The sequence below is a fragment of the Bacillus sp. es.036 genome (genome assembly GCF_002563635.1).
In the GTDB taxonomy this organism is placed as follows: domain Bacteria; phylum Bacillota; class Bacilli; order Bacillales; family Guptibacillaceae; genus Guptibacillus.
In genome coordinates this window covers 487,423-503,498 of record NZ_PDIZ01000001.1, presented here as the reverse complement: position 1 = coordinate 503,498, position 16,076 = coordinate 487,423, and the positions used below count along the sequence as shown (strand labels likewise).

The following is a 16,076-nucleotide window of genomic DNA, read 5'->3' as shown; positions in this document are numbered from 1 at the left end:
ATCATTGTCCGCAGAGTTTTTTTATGCTCAACCAAAAAAGAAAGAATTTTCAAACAAAAATCACCATTCCCCGCTCTCATACCTTATAATGGTATTACCAATAAAAACTCTGGTATTACCAGAACCGAGGTGAACCTAAATAATGATCGAACGTTCCTCCGAAAAGATCACAAAACAGCTTATTCGATCGATCTTAGAAAAAGAATGGCGCACAAATGACCCACTCCCTCCTGAACGAGAACTCGCTACTCACTACCAAGTTGGCAGACCTTCCATTCGCGAAGCCCTGCAACGCTTGGAGCGTGATGGGTGGATTACGATTCGAAAGGGAGCGCCAGCTGTTGTGAATGATTATTGGAAGCATGGGAATTTAATGACGATCGTGAACATTCTTCAGCACCACGATGAGATTCCTGATGAGTTTATCGTTTACATGCTAGAGCTTCGGATTACGTTAACACCGGCTTACGTCCGAGATGCTCTTCTCCATCACAGACTTCAAATGATTTCACTTTTCATCCCACTTCAAGAGCTAACAGACGATCCGAAATCATATGCTGAGTTTGACTGGAAGCTTCAGAAAAGCGTTGCCGAGCTCTCTCCTAACCCGGTTTTTCTTCTCATCTTAAATAGTTACGAAAACATTTATGGAAAAATGGCGGAGAAATACTTTCTAGAACGCTCTCATCGAAAAGCATCAAAAAAGTACTATGAACAGTTCCTCGAAGCAACGTTAAAAGGAGACCTCACTCAAGCTGAAACGCTTACGAAACAGATGATGGTAACCAGTTTAGAGCTTTGGAAAATGAAAATGAACGGGGGCGTGTAGTGTGAAACAGTTGTATCGTGACTTCATCTTTCATCCTGATATCTTACTCATGTTTGCTGTGTTTCTGATCGTTCTTGGCTTTCTACTGACGATGACGCTCTCTCCAATTGTCCTACTCTTCATTCTTATTGGAATTGTGACTTACATGTTTAGCGAGTACCTCACCCACCGCTTTTTATTTCACATTAAAACACCTCAGAACCCCTATCTATTAAAGTTGATTAAACGGTTGCACTATGACCATCATAAAGTACCGAATGATTTAAAGCTTTTATTTCTGCCGATTTGGTATAGCTTTCCAAACCTGTTTCTCCTCTGCTTGATTTTTTACTGGATTTCAGGATCTCTTCTTCTCACACTTGCGTTTAGTACAGGACTGCTCGCCATGTTCTTTTTTTATGAGTGGAAACACTATATTGCCCATCGCCCCTTTAAACCGAGAACAAAGTTCGGACAGTGGCTGAAAAAAACGCATATCCTGCATCATTATAAAAATGAAAACTATTGGTACGGGGTTTCCACACCATTTGTTGATGTTCTTTTCGGCACGTTAAAAAAGGAAAAAGATGTGCAGATGAGCCAAACGGCAAAGGATTTGGAGCAGAGGAAATATACATCCTTATAAAACATAAAAAGCTGACGTCAAGTCAGCTTTTTTTGATAGAGCTATCGCTGCCGCAGCGTCTGACCGCACGAGTGTAAGTCATGAGTGATCTGCTGAAGAATCTGTTCTCCCTCAAGACTACCTGCTGTCGTTTGTTGAAGCTTCCGTTGACACTCTCTCGCAACTTGCTCCGCTCGAATTAATTCCTGCTCAAACCGTTGAGCTAACGCCTGATCGCCTTGTTGCCTTGCATCAAGCAACTGCTGACGAATGGTTTCTATTTCTCCGCAAGCCTGATGCGCTTCGCGTAATACTTGCTGGTTTAACTCGTTCATAGGATCAACTCCTTATTTCAACCGCCTTTCCCTTATTATTGATCAAAATAGGAGAATTATGTAAAAAAAGACAAATGTCCACGAAGGGGGTCAGGTACGTACCTGACCCCCTCCATTCGCTAAGAACGCCTTCACTTCTTCTTCCTTCGTTGAATAAAACACCGCATCACTTAAATGAAACATCGCTTCATGTTTCGTTTCTTCATACACCTGATGAGGAATGTTGCGATAAAGACTTTTCAGCATCGTTCTTTTCTTTAGCTCTCGAAGGTTTTTGAGTACACGCTCGCGATTTACTTTAATCACAGCAAATCCCTCTTGCTGGATCGATTGATGTGGAAAACGTTTTTCTAGCTGACGTCTTACTTCTTCGTCCATTTCAATTAGCTGAACTTCTTCAGCCCCCTCTTCCGTAAAACTTCCCGCAAGCTCAATAAAACGCTCCTCATCCATATCAATATCATTGAAAATGATTACCGTAAAAGCATCACCTTCATACTCAGGAATCCGAAGATGTTTCGGTAGTCCAAAATAGGCATCTCGCTTTTCAAGAACCGATACATGCTTTCTAAGAAAGCGATATCGGTGAAAAAAGGTGGTCAGATACGTTGTTACCACAGTGAACAAGGTTAATAACGTTAGAACAATAAAATGACGAATCGGGGCATCTCCCATAATAAGAAGTCCAACATGCCCCAGTATGTATAAAACAGCTAGCACGCCACTCACCATTGTTATTTTGCGATTCGCACTTGTATTTTTGTCCTGATCGTACTCTTCCCCATACAAAAGATTCCGATTCAATAAATGAAAACATCCCGTCAGAATGAGAAGCAACAGTCCATTGACCATCAAGAGGTAAGTTCGTTCATTTCCCGAAACGTAATGAGAAACAACCTGTTCATCAACGAGAACAAAAAGAATGGTTGTGATCACACCGAAAACTGCAAGATACAAATAATAGCCAGACTCATACTCATATGGGTCTAAAAACAACTGAAGCGCCCAAAAGTTCAGGATCCCCACAATACTAAATAATGTTAACATCACGATCAGTGATCCAGCATTATTTAATAACGGAAAGAAACCAAAGAGATCTAACACTACTAGCGTGATCACTAATATGCTCCAACGGATGAAGCGAGGGGATTTTAATCGCAAATAAGAAAAAACGAGGTCATCTCGGTTTTGATAGACATTCACTTTCTTCCCTCCAAATCTTCTTTCAATTTCACTAGTTTACAAGATTATTGTAAGGGGGTCAGGTACGTACCTGCCCCCCCCCTTACATTTAATCTATTTTAGCTTTAATCTCGTCTTTAATCCCTTTCGCTTCCTGATCATCCGGCTCTAGACTAAGATATGTATTCATCTCACTTAACGCCTGATCATATTCTCCCTGTTCCTCATAAATAAGCCCCTTGTTAAAATGAATGGATGGCACAGCTACATTATCATTTTCGATATCATTGTAGATGTCCATGGCTTCATCGAGTTTCCCTGAGTCCTGTAATTCAGCAGCTTCAGTAAATTTCGGTTCCATATAAGAATAGTAAACTTCCTCTTCTAAATACGTGATCCCAAAACCATAGACCATCATGACCACAACAAACAGTAGCGCAAATAGCCAACTGACACCTCCACGCTTTCTTAACACTTCAAAACGTTCATCACGGTCAGGATAAAGATTCTTTAACTTCTTTATTTTGTTTAACGCAAAATCAAAATACAGTTTATTCGCAAACAAAGCTAACACAATATAAGCATGGCCAATCGTGGAACCAGGTAGTGCTTTCTTAAAAATAAGGACAGATAGATCCACGAAATAGGCGACTTCTTTGATGATAGCTTTTCCCACTTCTTTTCATAAACCTCATCACGCTTGCCCGTAAATACTAACATCTTTTCACGAGTTTCTTCATCAAGCTCTGTGAACTTGATCTCATTCTGATTTCGACTGAACCAACTCATCGTACTCCCCCAATTTCTAATTTCATCCTTTTTAAGGATACGCTAGCTGCGAGTGCCTGTCACCACCCGGTTTTTGTTAGAATTTGTCGACTGGAGTTTAACCTCTTCCCGTTCCTTACCGCTTTCCAATTATTTGCTATAATCAACATAGATAACGAAGCAAAGTGTGGTGGACAGATTGTTTAAACTATTACTAATTGAAGATGATACATCATTATTTCAGGAAATGAAGGAGCGATTGGAGCAGTGGTCTTATGAGGTTTATGGCATTCATGATTTCAGTCAGGTGATGCAAGAATTCTCTACAGTAAAACCAGACCTTACAATCATCGATATTCAACTCCCAAAGTTTGACGGGTTTCACTGGTGCCGGATGATCCGGGATCATTCAAATGTTCCGATCATCTTCCTCTCTCACGCGATCATCCTACTGATATGGTGATGTCGATGAATCTTGGAGCTGATGATTTTATCCAGAAGCCTTTTCACTTCGAGGTGCTTGTCGCCAAAATTCAGGCGATCTTAAGGCGCGTTTACAATTACAATACTGAGACGAACACGCTCAAAACCTGGCATGGTGCTACAGTCGATTCAGAGCGGAACCGCGTAACGATCGATGACAATGCGATCGAGTTAACGAAGAATGAAATGATCATTCTCCTTATGCTCATAGAACGAAAAAACAAAATCGTTACGCGGGATGAGCTGATCAATCGACTTTGGGATGATCAGCGCTTTGTTAGTGACAATACCCTAACAGTTAACGTGAATCGTCTTCGAAAAAAGCTCGCAGAAATCGAGCTTGGTGATGCTATCCAAACGAAGGTAGGTCAGGGCTATATGGCTCTAGAAACGCAATGATGTGGCGATTTTTTAAAGAACGACGTAGTTGGATACTATTTATCCTTTTCATAGAAGCGTGCTTTCTTCTCATTACATATGTTGATGCGACAATCCCTTTCACATCAATGTTATATGCTGTTTTTCTAACTTCTCTCCTCTTCTTTCTTTTTCTAGGATTGCGATTCGTTAAAGAAACGAAATTCTATCAGGAGCTGGAAGACCGAGAAACAAACTTTGACATCACAAGCATCCCACAGGCGACAAGCCCGTTTGAAAAAGTGGTGGAGCAAGTGACATCGGAACAAATTGAACAGCTGAAAGATGAGTCCAGTCACATGAAGCACCAGCTTGAAGTCGAAAAAGATGACCTCATCACATGGATCCATGAAGTAAAAACGCCACTGACGGCGCTTCATTTGCTGATGGACCGTGTCGCAGACCGTGAGCTAAACGAGCAGCTTACCTACGAGTGGCTTCGGATTCACTTTCTACTTGATCAGCAACTTCACCACAAACGTATGCCAGCAATTGAAAACGACTTGTATATAGAAAAAGTAAATCTTGAACAAATGCTAGTCGATGAAATCACACCCTTACGTACCTGGTGCAAACAGCGGGGCATTGGCTTTGATCTCGATTTGAACGTCACTGAGCTATTAAGTGATGCCAAATGGCTCGCTTTTATGCTCCGTCAACTGTTGACAAACGCTGTGAAATACAGTGAAAACAGTGACATTTCGATTGTTAGCAAAATGAAGGACAATCAACCTGTCCTTCTCATAAAGGACAAGGGTCGCGGAATCATGCAACGTGACCTACCTCGCATTTTCGAGAAAGGTTTTACATCAACTGCGAACCATCAGGATTCAGCTGCAACAGGAATGGGCCTCTATCTGACAAGGAAAATTGCAGATCATTTAAAAGTAAACATCAATGTAATCTCAGAACCAGGAATGGGTACCACTTTTACACTCACCTTCCCAGAACGAAATGATTTTGACCAAATACGAGGCATGTGACAACAATGTCACACGCCTTCACTTATTGTTCGGCGAATCGAAGGAAAGATGGAATGCCCCTCTTTATACTAAACGTATCAGCAATTCATTGGAGGGAATTTAATGACCAACGTACTTGAAGCAAGCAAAATTCAAAAAAGCTTTGGAAATAAGTTTATGAAACAAGATGTATTGATGGGAATCGACGTTTCGATCGAACGTGGCGAGTTTATCAGCATCATGGGCGCATCGGGCTCTGGAAAAACGACACTACTGAACGTACTGTCATCCATCGATCGCGTGAGTGGTGGATCGATTAAGATTGAAGGACAAGAAATGACGAAGCAAAAAGAAAAGCAGCTTGCTGAATTTCGAAAACGTCATCTTGGGTTCATTTTTCAAGAGTATAACCTGCTTGATACGTTAACGGTGAAAGAAAATGTACTGCTTCCCCTTTCAATTGCAAAAGTTTCTAAAAAAGAAGCAACCGCAGCATTTGATGCGCTCGCAGGTGAACTCGGCATTCATGACATCCAGGATAAATATCCGAACGAAATCTCAGGAGGGCAAAAGCAACGTACTTCAGCGGCACGGGCCTTTGTTCACAATCCAAGCATCATTTTTGCTGACGAGCCAACCGGGGCACTTGATTCAAAGTCGGCATCTGATCTTTTGAATAAGCTAAGCGACTTAAATCAGACGCGTGAAGCGACGATTGCAATGGTCACCCACGATCCTGTCGCAGCTAGCTACAGTAGTCGTGTCATTTTCATTCGAGACGGCCGGATTTACACCCAGCTTAATAAAGGGTCTGAATCTCGCCAATCGTTTTTAAAAGACATTATGAAAACGCAGGGCGTGCTCGGCGGTGTACAATATGAACATTAATCACATGATCCTGAAGAACTTAAAGAAGAACCTGAAAAACTATTACCTGTACGTCTTTGCCCTTGTCTTTAGTGTCGGGCTCTACTTTTCCTTCGTCACTCTTCAATATAACCCTGGTGTCGACAACATGGAAACCTCCGCTAAAATGACAGCCGCTATCAAAGCTGCTTCCGTTATGCTTGTTGTGATCGTTACTGTTTTTCTCGTCTACGCGAACAGCATTTTTATCAAACGACGAGGAAAAGAAATTGGACTGTTTCAATTAATAGGCATGACAAAAGGACGCATCTTTCGGATCTTAACGGTAGAAAATTTGCTTATCTATATTGGATCGATGATCATTGGAATTTTCGTTGGCTTTTCATTTTCCAAGCTGATTCAAATGGTCCTCTTTAAAGCGACCGGGATTGATGGTGTCGCGAGCTTAAACTTTTCCACCGCGGCCTTCGTGCAGACCGTTATCGTTTTCTTCGCCATTTTTGGTGTGATTATGCTAACAAATTGGATCTTTATTAAAGCTCAAAGCATTCTGTCCCTTTTTCGAGTGACATCAAAAACGGAAGATCGAATAAAAGGGATTTCCATTCGGGAAATCATTATGGGCGTGCTCGGACTCGTATTAATCATTGCAGGCTATTACCTATCCAGCAAAATGTTTGATGGCGATTTTTCAGAAATGACTGAGCTTTTGATTGTGATGATTTTCATTCTAGGAAGCGTCATCCTTGGCACGTACCTTTTCTACAAAGGGTCGATCCGTTTCGTTGCCAACCTGCTTCGAAAACGAAAAGAAGGCTATTTGAACATTAACGATGTTCTTTCGCTATCATCAATCATGTTTCGTATGAAATCGAACTCGCTTCTTCTTACAATCATTACGACTGTGTCAGCACTCGCGATCGCCCTTTCTTCGCTCAGCTATATTTCGTATTACTCGGCTGAAAAAACAGCTAAACAAAATATTCCTGACCATTTCTCACTGGCGGAAGAGCAGAATGTGAATCGATTTAAAAAGGAACTGAATGAAAAGGGTTACGACTTCACGACCAATGAGTTGGACGTTCTTCAAGTAACGGTTTTAACTAAAGACATTGTTGCGAAACAACCGTCTAACACTGCATTTGATGCTAGTGAAATGATCTTACCTGTAATCAGTGATGAAACCCTTACTGACATTGATGTTTCTCCTGATGAAGCGGTTTTTACTGGCTTTAGTAAAATTCTTGATACCGTGATTAGCTTTGAAAACGAGGGGATCATTCAACTAAAAGGAAAAGAAGAAGTGACGGCTCAGAACTATCTTGGTCTCAAACAGGACTATATTCTCCCCTATTCTTATTCTAATGGCGGGCTCCCTACGGTTATCGTCGATGAAACGACATTTGCTTCTCTTCAAAAAGATATAGATGAAGAAATTCAAGATAAACCTTTCACCTATGTCGGGTATAACTTGGAAAACGACTCAAAGCTACCTGAAGCAACCGACTTATTCCAGTCACTTTCCTTTGAAGATGACCAGGGGAGAAGCTCCCAATATGAAGCCTTCCAAGAGCAAAAGGAAAACATGGGCCTTATCATGTTCATCGTTGGCTTTCTCGGCCTTACATTCCTAATTACATCTGGCTGCATTCTCTACTTTAAACAGATGAATGAAGGAGAAGAAGAACGTCCGAATTATACCGTTCTTAGAAAGCTTGGTTTCACCCAATCTGATCTTTCACGGGGCATTCGCGGCAAGCAGATGGTGAACTTTGGTATCCCACTTGTTGTCGGATTACTACACGGATACTTTGCCGTGCGATCCGGCTGGTTCTTTTTCGGAACCGAACTCTATACACCTATGCTGATCGTGATGGGGATATATACGTTGCTCTACTCCATCTTTGGCGGCTTATCCGTCGTTTACTACAAAAAAGTCATTCGAGAAGCGCTATAAAGAAAAAGCGGGCGGTGCCTGGCACCACCCGCTTTATGTTTAAATTTGTCGACAAAATTCCGTATGTGTCTCCATCACTTAATCCGTCCCACGAGTATGTAACCAAAGACCTCTCCCCACTTCTTCTGAGATCTCAAATCTCTCAATAAAGAAATCCTGAAGGAAGCCTTTCTCTCCACCATCTACCCACTCTCGATAGCAGTCGATCAGCTTCTGCACATCCCCTTCACAATACTCATCGATTAGTCTTGTAACTGTTCTTGTACTTCTCCAGTAGTCATAAAATGCAGCAGAGTAATCCAAATTATCTCCACCTCGATACCCCGCTTCACCAAAGGCATCTAACGAATACTCACCATACTCTTCTTTATAAGCCTCTACTAACAGTCGCTCTACCTCCATCACTCTCTCAAATCGCTCCTTAGACATTAAGAGCTTACGCGGTAAATAGAAACAGATCCCTTCTTCAAACCACATGTCACTCGCATTCTCATCCCAATCTTCAAACTCAGAATGAAAGAAATCCGCATGATGCGTGAATTCATGAGCAGCAATTTCAGCGACATCCACCATCTCTAGATTCCGATAATAATCTTCCGCTTCTTTAACGCCATTCGTCGTTGTTAAGTAAATTTGTTTCCAAGTTTCCAATAGTGGGGTGAGATGAATCAAATCTCTCGACGTATAAGCTGGAAGCGGAATGGTTGAATACAGCTTTGTCGCTGATTCTAAATCGTGAAAAACAATGCCTCTTGGTTGCTCCTGAACCGAAGTAATTTGGTTCAAAGACTCGTGGTAGGATTCAAGATAATTTAAAACTGTTAACCCACTCTGTTCAATTTCATCCGTCTTCTTTGTATCAGTGATAGACACAGCATAATTCATGTGAAAGCCTCCTTCGAACGTAAAAACTACTTCTATATAGTAAGAAAGAGCTCCTCTTCACATTGCAATATTGTTGCATTTAAGGCTCAACTCAACGAGACCTATTCTTATGATTTGTTGGTAAATAAGCGCTACCCCAATAACAACAATCGCAGTGACTCCTTTCATTAACCTATATCGACACCATTCGCGAGTGCCTGTCACCACCCGAACCACCCGAATCCTCCTACTCAACACGTATATCCATCCACCAATCAGCCATCCTAATTACTAGAGGTGATTCTAATGAAATTAAACAAGAAAAAATTCGCAAACCAGCCAACTGTTCTTAAGAAGTCGTACGTCAATGAAGAGGATCTTGGTGTCGATCAAGATGAACAGGCGATGAATGGTGACTATGGCATGCTTGAAACAAAAGAAGAAGATCAACACCGAAAAAATCAGAAGCAATAGTTTCTCATCCCACGGTGAGCATCAGTTATCCTGTTTTCATCCTCAAACATACGAAAAAGGCGTGTCATCGCTGACACGCCTTTACCATTTACACGATCTTCATTGCGACCAAATAACTTCCCCATCTTAATGGTTAACAGGCGGAACATCTTTTAACGCCTGATCTTTCAAAGAAATAACAAACTTTCCCTCACCAGTAATACCCGCGTAAAAAACAGAAGATGCCTTTATGTCCCCGGCCTTCCGAAGCTCGTCCATCAGCCATGCTTCGGTTCGTCCAATATGTTTCAACAAATCTTTCTGAACGCGCCCATCCAATATAACCGGAATCTCATAATCATTCCCCTTCTTGTAAATCGCCATATCTTCTCGCAACAGCGTTTCTTTACTAGGGTATAATTTCACACTAAGTCTTCCATTCGCCTCCACGATTGCCAGTTCCACATCATCTGTATGAAAAACATCTTTTTCACGAAGCATTTGGAGAATATTATCGATCGAGTATTGAATGTGTTTCATATTGTCCCTTAGGAATTTCCCTTGGTACATCACCACAGTTGGTTCGAACGTAAACAGCTTTCCAGCTTTCTGATTTTTAAGCTTTATTTTGATAATGAGCTTCTGCAAAAGAGCAATCGCAATCATCGCGACGACCGTGTGAATATGGTCAATGTTCGGATCTGCAATATCCGCACCTACGACCGCACCAAAAACAAGCACGACAAGAAAATCAAACACGGGAAGTTCACCAATCGAGCGCTTTCCCATGTAAAGTCCTATGGCCAGCATTAAAGGAAGGATCGTCACGATTCGAAAAATCACCTTCAAGGCATCCATTACTATTTCCATGATGAGCACCTCTTTCTTACGTATAAGCTCATCATGCCCATAAGGAGCTTCATGCATAATTCAAATCCACGAATCTGAGCTGGGTATAAATTCATTCCCCCCAGCTAAATGAGATAACATAAAAAATCAGTGAGGGCCCCCCCCCACTGATTCCTGCTTTACTCACTAAACACCGCATTCGAAAGAAGTCGGAACAGATCATCTGTATGATCACGGAACCCAGCTTCTACTCCAATCAACGTAACGTCTTGCTCACGTTCTTTCACAATAACCGGCTGACCTTCCGCTGCGTCACGGTTCTCCCAGTGACCAGCGACAAAGAAGTCACCAGTATCAAACGAAGCGTGCACGTCTACATTTTCAACATTCGAATACCAAACCGGTTGATACACAAAACCGTAATCATCCAACCCATATCCTGACGTTAATAGTTCAGAACCGTAGTCCACTTTTACAATACCGTTGCTGTTTGAGTAGCCTTTGTTCACCGTTACATCGGTTACTCCTAGCTTTTTCGACGCATCTGATGCACCAGCTCCTACTGCAACGTACTTGCCGCCACCATCTACAAAAGATTGAATTTGTTGCTTAAACGCCTCGTATTGGCTTTCGTTCTCCAAAGCAAACGGTGCATTGGCCTCGGTATTGTTGTAGGAGATCAAACGAGACGTTCCACTATAGAAAAACACATCCGTAACACCAAGACCATTTTCCGCAAGTTCTCGTGGCGTGATTTCCGTAACATTAAAACCTAATCGCTCTAATGCCAATCGTGTTCCAGCATGAGATTGTGCTTTATAAATCCCACCATCTTTTAAAATCGTTACGTTTTGAGAAGTGAGTTCTTTTCCTTCCACTAATGAGGCTGTCGTAACCTCAATACCAGATTCTTTGACGAGTTTCTTCAACTCAGGCGTCGGTGCTTCATCAACATAGAACGCACCATCTTCTCCCCACTGAACATCAAACCCTTTTTCAATGAGCGTATTCACCAGATTTACTGCTTTTACAGAGGAGTTTTGGATCACATAAGGGCCATCCCCAATTAATTGACCATCTCCATCTACCTTCTTCACATCAAACTTCTTTACGTTAAAGGAACTCTCTGCCTCTACTTCAATCGCCTCAAAGCCCCATAGTTCTGGAAGGTTCCATGCTGAAATATCATACATGGCTGGCGTAATATCCGTGATATCCTCTCCATCCCACAGCATCGTGTTCGCAAGTCCTGCTTTTGCCTGACTCATATCGACGATGTAAGTGCCTGCAGGATACGTTTCTCCATCAAACGTAAATGATTTTTTCACTTGTGACACTTCAATATCATTGAACATCAGGTGCTCCACTGCTTTTTCCGTCGCAGTTGGATCCGTTTCATCTACAGGCAGAATATAAGCCTTCGGGAAAAAGCCTTCTGTATGATACGGGTGGTCGAACTGGATCCCACGCTTAAACACTTCGATCTGATCCTTAATCATCTCTTCTTTGTTATCATTTGAAAACTCCAGCGCTCCCATTACTGCATCATAGTGCCACTTCACGCCGTCCCAATCGTTTGTCGGGGCTTCAAGCGTGTACCCATAAGCACCGTGGTACATCGCATACATCGGTGTGAAGATCGGAGGATAATCATCCCAGCCTGCTTCGTCGTCACGCTGCGGTATGTATGTACCCGTCATCGTTTGATAATTCACATTAGATGTACCTGTGTTCGTGTTATCGTATTCGCTGCGATGATCAACAATGTTTCCTTCCATTGATTCCGCCTGGTCCATGGCCCACTTTGAATACAAATCATATTCATAATTCGGGTTATGTGGCGGTGTACACGGTTCAATTAAACCAGGACTTGTTTCTCCGCCATACGCTTTCACATAGCCATGTAAATCAAGAAACACCATCGGATTCCATTCTTTAATCAAATTAACCGTATGCTTCGTCTCAACTTGAGATTGCGTAATAAAATCGCGATTCAAATCGATTCCGTTTGAGTTAAAGCGAGTCGCATCAATTCGCCCATCTGGATTCGCCACCACGTTAAAAATTAAAATGTGATTCTCCAGTAACTCCTTTGTCTTCGCATCATCCGCCGTTGCAAATCGTTCAATCAGTTGAAGCGCTGCATCAGATCCAACAAACTCCGTTCCATGAATCGAAGCATTGATCATCACGGGCACTTTAAAATCAGGATGCTTCTCGATAAACGTCTGCGCTTTATCAGGGCTCTTAAACATCTTCTTTCTCAATGCTTTTTGGTAGCCAAATTTCCCTTTTGCTTCTGGATCAGAAACCGTAACCACATAAAGATCCTGTCCGTCTGATGACTGAGCAGGCGTCTCTACGGTAATTCGATTGCTGCTTTTCTCAATCTCCTTAAGCTTTTCATTAACTTCAGAGTACTTCACAAAATCATAGTTTTCACTATTAAACGGGCTCCCATCTTCCTCCTGTAACGTTTCGTTCCAGTTCACATTCTTCCAGCTCGTCTCTGCAGATGCAGACCCTGCCATCGGTGTAGCAAATAGACCCAGCATCACAGCACCAGCAATTAGTTGCTTCTTCATCCCATTCCCCCTAGATTTATCAAAATAGTCTAAATTCTATTTTATAACTCTTATTCAATATTTTGTATACGACATTCTTCCTGATTACGCGTAGGTCTTTTGTAGGTAGGTGCCTGCTGGTAGGTGCCTGTCACCACCCGTTACCACCCGTTTTATGTTAGAATGTGTCGAAAGCAATCATTGAAACTTTAAAACGAGTCTCGTAGCGTTGGAGCTGGATCTTATGAATAAATTACTGTTATCAAGAAAGTTCATACCTATATACTTTATCGTCGCTACCTTAGCCATCGTATTGTACCGAACAATCGGAAATACATGGGTTGAAGCCTTACTCATTAGTTTTCCATGTTTCCTTGTAGGCATCATTTCGATCGCGCTTAACTTCGGAAAACAACCTAAATAACAAAAAAAGCTACCTCACTCCACAACTCGTAGAATGACGTAGCTTTTCCTCTATTCCGGATCCATCCAAAACAACTCATCAAGCGATTTATTTAACGCCCAACAGATCGATAAACATAACTGTAGCGATGGGTTGTATTTTCCGAGCTCAATCAGCCCAATCGTCTGTCTCGATACGCCTACTTTTTTGGCTAGCTCCTGCTGGGAGAGATCGTGCTCGACTCTCGCCATTTTTAATCGTACATTCTTCACCATTCATCACCGCACATCTTCATCATCCATCTCTTCTAACTCCTGCTCATTTACCTTATCACTTTTATACTTCGCTACCGCATAGGGTAACACCATTATGCCAAATAAGACAGGAATATAAATCACTAAGCAAAAAAATAAAATGGTTAAGAAAAAATATACCGTTTCCTGAGTACCATCTCCATACTTCAAAGAGTTTCTGATCGCGAGGAACAGAGAAAAACCCACTCCCAAGAAAAGACTGATCAAGAAATTCCGTTTACTAAAGCTCATCTTACTCGAACGATCGTGCATCTCTACCTCATCTGAAAAGATGCCAAGCATCGTTGATCGTATAAGATAATACCCAGAACCGAAACTAAAAATAATCATCTCTGTCCATAAATGCTGTATTCCCCCTTCAACGAGAAACTGTTTATACAAAACAGACAAAGCACAAATCACCACAATTAAAATGTACATTTCCCGGTAAATCTTATTTTGAAGATTGGTCACCCGCTCATCTTTTTGCCTTTTCTTAAAACCAAATCCCATCGTTCCTCTTCCTCCTCCTGCTAGTAATCAATCTTCGGTAACCGCTCATACGCAAACACAAACAATAGCAAACTAACAACCGCAGTAACACCCATTTCTATCCTATCCAGCGCAAGAAACGGCAGTTGATTCGGTAAACTATAGAACGGTGCATATGCAACAAGATTTTTCACAAACTCAGGAATCGCATCGACCTGAAACACGATACCAAGTAACCCTGGTAGCACCAAAATCGTCACTAGTGAAAGGATTAACAGCTGAATCACCTTCTGATAATACATCGAGATCACTTGAAAGAGTAAGGTGAAAAAGACTCCGAACAACACATATTGCAGCACGGCCATCCCAACATCCGCTACTGAAAAAGCCTGACCATTCAAGGCATGATTGACATAAAGAAGCGTTGCACACCCGAGCCCGAACATGAAGGACACAATCGAAATCACCAAAACACGTGACACTAAAAAGATGATCCGATCTCGAGCTGACGTAAACAAAAGATAGATCGTTCCATGATGCAGATCCGCAATAACGACTTTCGCACAAAATACGCCTAGTGCCACCGTTGCGATACTCGCATATAATCCTGAAACATTCCGAGGGTGAAACGGCCCACCAAGCTCGTAAATCGAATAAACAATCCCACCACCAAACAAAAAGGCAAATGCAATCGACAGAAACAGCGGCAAGCTAAGGTTACGTTTTATCTCAAGCTTCATGTACTGTCCAAAATTCACTTCGCTTCACTCTCCATATTTTGAAAATAGAAATCCTCAAGCGTGTCCTTTTTCCTCTTTACATCCGTTGGATAAAGATCGTGCTTCCCTAAATATTGGAGTACCTGTTTCATATCACCATCAAATGGAACCGAAAGAACACTTCCACTTCGGGTCACTCCTTCGTATCCGGCTAACACATGCACAGCTTGAGGAAGATCTCCTTCTGAAAACAGTAGCTCTAAAATTTCCGCACGATTTTGTTCCCTTGCATACTCATTAATCAACCGTCCTTCTTTAATCACATAAACACGATCACTTACATTCTCGATATCTTCTAAAATGTGACTGGAAATCAGTATGCCAATGCGTCTTTCTTTTGCGAGCTTTTTTAAGTAGCCAAGGATATTTCGTATTCCATCCGGGTCCATGCCATTTGTCGGTTCATCCAATACGAGATAATCTGGGTTTGAAATAAGCGCGAGCGCAATCCCAAGACGCTGCTTCATCCCAAGCGAATAGTCCTTCACCTTTTTCTTTAAGTACGACTCCATACCAAGAGACTGAATGATTTCATCGAAACGTTCATCGTCTCCACCAAACAAGGAACGAAAATAATGGATATTGTATCGTCCACTTTTATTCGGAAAGAACTTCGGCTTCTCAATTAAACTCCCAACTGACCGACCTTGCTCACTGAAGGTAAGCTCTCCGTCATATTGCACGATAATCCCAGCGATAACTTTCATTAACGTTGTCTTGCCCGCCCCATTCGGACCAACTAGCCCAACAACCTCTCCTTTTCGTAGCGACAAGGTAACGTCAGAAAGTGCTCGTTCCTTCTTATGGAACGTCTTTGAAAGTGCACGCATCTCAATACTCATCTTCATCCCCCTCATTTAAATGAACCATATCCTTCTTTTTCCATTATATAACATCAATGTCTTTTTGCAATATATATTTGTCATTTAGGTAGTTTTAATTTTCTTTTTAATAAAAAATTGATAAAAAACGCTT

17 protein-coding genes and 1 pseudogene are annotated in these 16,076 nt (G+C 41.8%); 8 read left to right on the top strand and 10 right to left on the bottom strand.

Annotated features, from left to right (window positions below; genetic code table 11):
- Positions 1-142 precede the first annotated feature (142 nt).
- Both ATG70_RS02655 and ATG70_RS02650 read left to right on the top strand, forming a co-directional pair.
- Complete coding sequence (locus tag ATG70_RS02655) at positions 143-829, top strand: GntR family transcriptional regulator (protein ID WP_098442826.1); 687 nt, start codon at positions 143-145, stop codon at positions 827-829.
- A 1-nt stretch (position 830) separates the two neighbouring features.
- Positions 831-1,454: a sterol desaturase family protein gene (locus tag ATG70_RS02650; protein WP_257147594.1), complete on the top strand. Its 624-nt coding sequence runs from the start codon at positions 831-833 to the stop codon at positions 1,452-1,454.
- A gap of 41 nt (positions 1,455-1,495) precedes the next feature.
- Here ATG70_RS02650 and ATG70_RS02645 read toward each other — a convergent pair whose 3' ends face one another.
- From ATG70_RS02645 to ATG70_RS02635, 3 genes are all read right to left on the bottom strand, one after another.
- Entirely contained in the window at positions 1,496-1,768 is a 273-nt protein-coding gene (locus ATG70_RS02645; RefSeq protein ID WP_098442825.1) for a hypothetical protein, read from the bottom strand.
- Positions 1,769-1,858: 90 nt separating this feature from the next.
- Positions 1,859-2,971 (bottom strand): hypothetical protein, encoded by a 1,113-nt coding sequence (locus ATG70_RS02640; protein WP_098442824.1) that lies wholly within the window; start codon positions 2,969-2,971, stop codon positions 1,859-1,861.
- Positions 2,972-3,059: 88 nt separating this feature from the next.
- On the bottom strand, positions 3,060-3,626 hold the full coding sequence (locus tag ATG70_RS02635; protein ID WP_098442823.1) for a tetratricopeptide repeat protein: 567 nt from the start codon (positions 3,624-3,626) through the stop codon (positions 3,060-3,062).
- A 291-nt stretch (positions 3,627-3,917) separates the two neighbouring features.
- Here ATG70_RS02635 and ATG70_RS02630 point away from each other — a divergent pair.
- From ATG70_RS02630 to ATG70_RS02615, 4 genes and pseudogenes are all read left to right on the top strand, one after another.
- Positions 3,918-4,600: pseudogene (locus ATG70_RS02630) on the top strand (response regulator).
- Positions 4,597-5,601 (top strand): sensor histidine kinase, encoded by a 1,005-nt coding sequence (locus tag ATG70_RS02625; RefSeq protein ID WP_098442822.1) that lies wholly within the window; start codon positions 4,597-4,599, stop codon positions 5,599-5,601. The pseudogene ATG70_RS02630 and the gene ATG70_RS02625 overlap by 4 nt, the downstream one beginning before the upstream one ends.
- Before the next feature lie 102 nt (positions 5,602-5,703).
- Positions 5,704-6,468 carry an ABC transporter ATP-binding protein gene (locus tag ATG70_RS02620; protein WP_098442821.1) on the top strand — a complete coding sequence of 255 codons (765 nt, stop codon included), beginning with the start codon at positions 5,704-5,706 and terminating at the stop codon, positions 6,466-6,468.
- Complete coding sequence (locus ATG70_RS02615; protein ID WP_098442820.1) at positions 6,458-8,404, top strand: ABC transporter permease; 1,947 nt, start codon at positions 6,458-6,460, stop codon at positions 8,402-8,404. Before ATG70_RS02620 ends, ATG70_RS02615 begins: the two co-directional genes overlap by 11 nt.
- A gap of 78 nt (positions 8,405-8,482) precedes the next feature.
- Here ATG70_RS02615 and ATG70_RS02610 read toward each other — a convergent pair whose 3' ends face one another.
- Positions 8,483-9,289: a hypothetical protein gene (locus ATG70_RS02610; RefSeq protein ID WP_098442819.1), complete on the bottom strand. Its 807-nt coding sequence runs from the start codon at positions 9,287-9,289 to the stop codon at positions 8,483-8,485.
- Between the two features lie 285 nt (positions 9,290-9,574).
- Here ATG70_RS02610 and ATG70_RS22130 point away from each other — a divergent pair, with 285 nt between their 5' ends.
- The gene (locus ATG70_RS22130) at positions 9,575-9,742 is read left to right on the top strand and encodes a DUF4021 domain-containing protein (RefSeq protein ID WP_142329542.1); all 168 of its coding nucleotides are present in this window, start codon (positions 9,575-9,577) and stop codon (positions 9,740-9,742) included.
- A 126-nt stretch (positions 9,743-9,868) separates the two neighbouring features.
- Here ATG70_RS22130 and ATG70_RS02605 read toward each other — a convergent pair whose 3' ends face one another.
- Positions 9,869-10,591, bottom strand: a complete 723-nt coding sequence (locus tag ATG70_RS02605; protein ID WP_257147593.1) for a DUF421 domain-containing protein — start codon at positions 10,589-10,591, stop codon at positions 9,869-9,871.
- Between the two features lie 158 nt (positions 10,592-10,749).
- A complete protein-coding gene (locus ATG70_RS02600) occupies positions 10,750-13,155 on the bottom strand; it encodes a M14 family zinc carboxypeptidase (RefSeq protein ID WP_098442818.1) in 2,406 nt (801 codons plus the stop codon).
- A gap of 223 nt (positions 13,156-13,378) precedes the next feature.
- Here ATG70_RS02600 and ATG70_RS22125 point away from each other — a divergent pair, with 223 nt between their 5' ends.
- Complete coding sequence (locus ATG70_RS22125) at positions 13,379-13,558, top strand: hypothetical protein (protein ID WP_142329541.1); 180 nt, start codon at positions 13,379-13,381, stop codon at positions 13,556-13,558.
- A gap of 50 nt (positions 13,559-13,608) precedes the next feature.
- On the opposite strand, the gene ATG70_RS02595 is transcribed toward ATG70_RS22125, so the two are convergent.
- From ATG70_RS02595 to ATG70_RS02580, 4 genes are read right to left on the bottom strand one after another with little or no spacing between them, the layout of a single operon-like run.
- Positions 13,609-13,809 (bottom strand): helix-turn-helix transcriptional regulator, encoded by a 201-nt coding sequence (locus ATG70_RS02595; protein WP_098442817.1) that lies wholly within the window; start codon positions 13,807-13,809, stop codon positions 13,609-13,611.
- Between the two features lie 6 nt (positions 13,810-13,815).
- Positions 13,816-14,343 carry a DUF6773 family protein gene (locus ATG70_RS02590; protein ID WP_098442816.1) on the bottom strand — a complete coding sequence of 176 codons (528 nt, stop codon included), beginning with the start codon at positions 14,341-14,343 and terminating at the stop codon, positions 13,816-13,818.
- A gap of 20 nt (positions 14,344-14,363) precedes the next feature.
- Positions 14,364-15,080 carry a hypothetical protein gene (locus ATG70_RS02585; RefSeq protein WP_098442815.1) on the bottom strand — a complete coding sequence of 239 codons (717 nt, stop codon included), beginning with the start codon at positions 15,078-15,080 and terminating at the stop codon, positions 14,364-14,366.
- Entirely contained in the window at positions 15,077-15,943 is an 867-nt protein-coding gene (locus ATG70_RS02580) for an ABC transporter ATP-binding protein (RefSeq protein ID WP_179886159.1), read from the bottom strand. Before ATG70_RS02580 ends, ATG70_RS02585 begins: the two co-directional genes overlap by 4 nt.
- Positions 15,944-16,076: the final 133 nt, after the last annotated feature.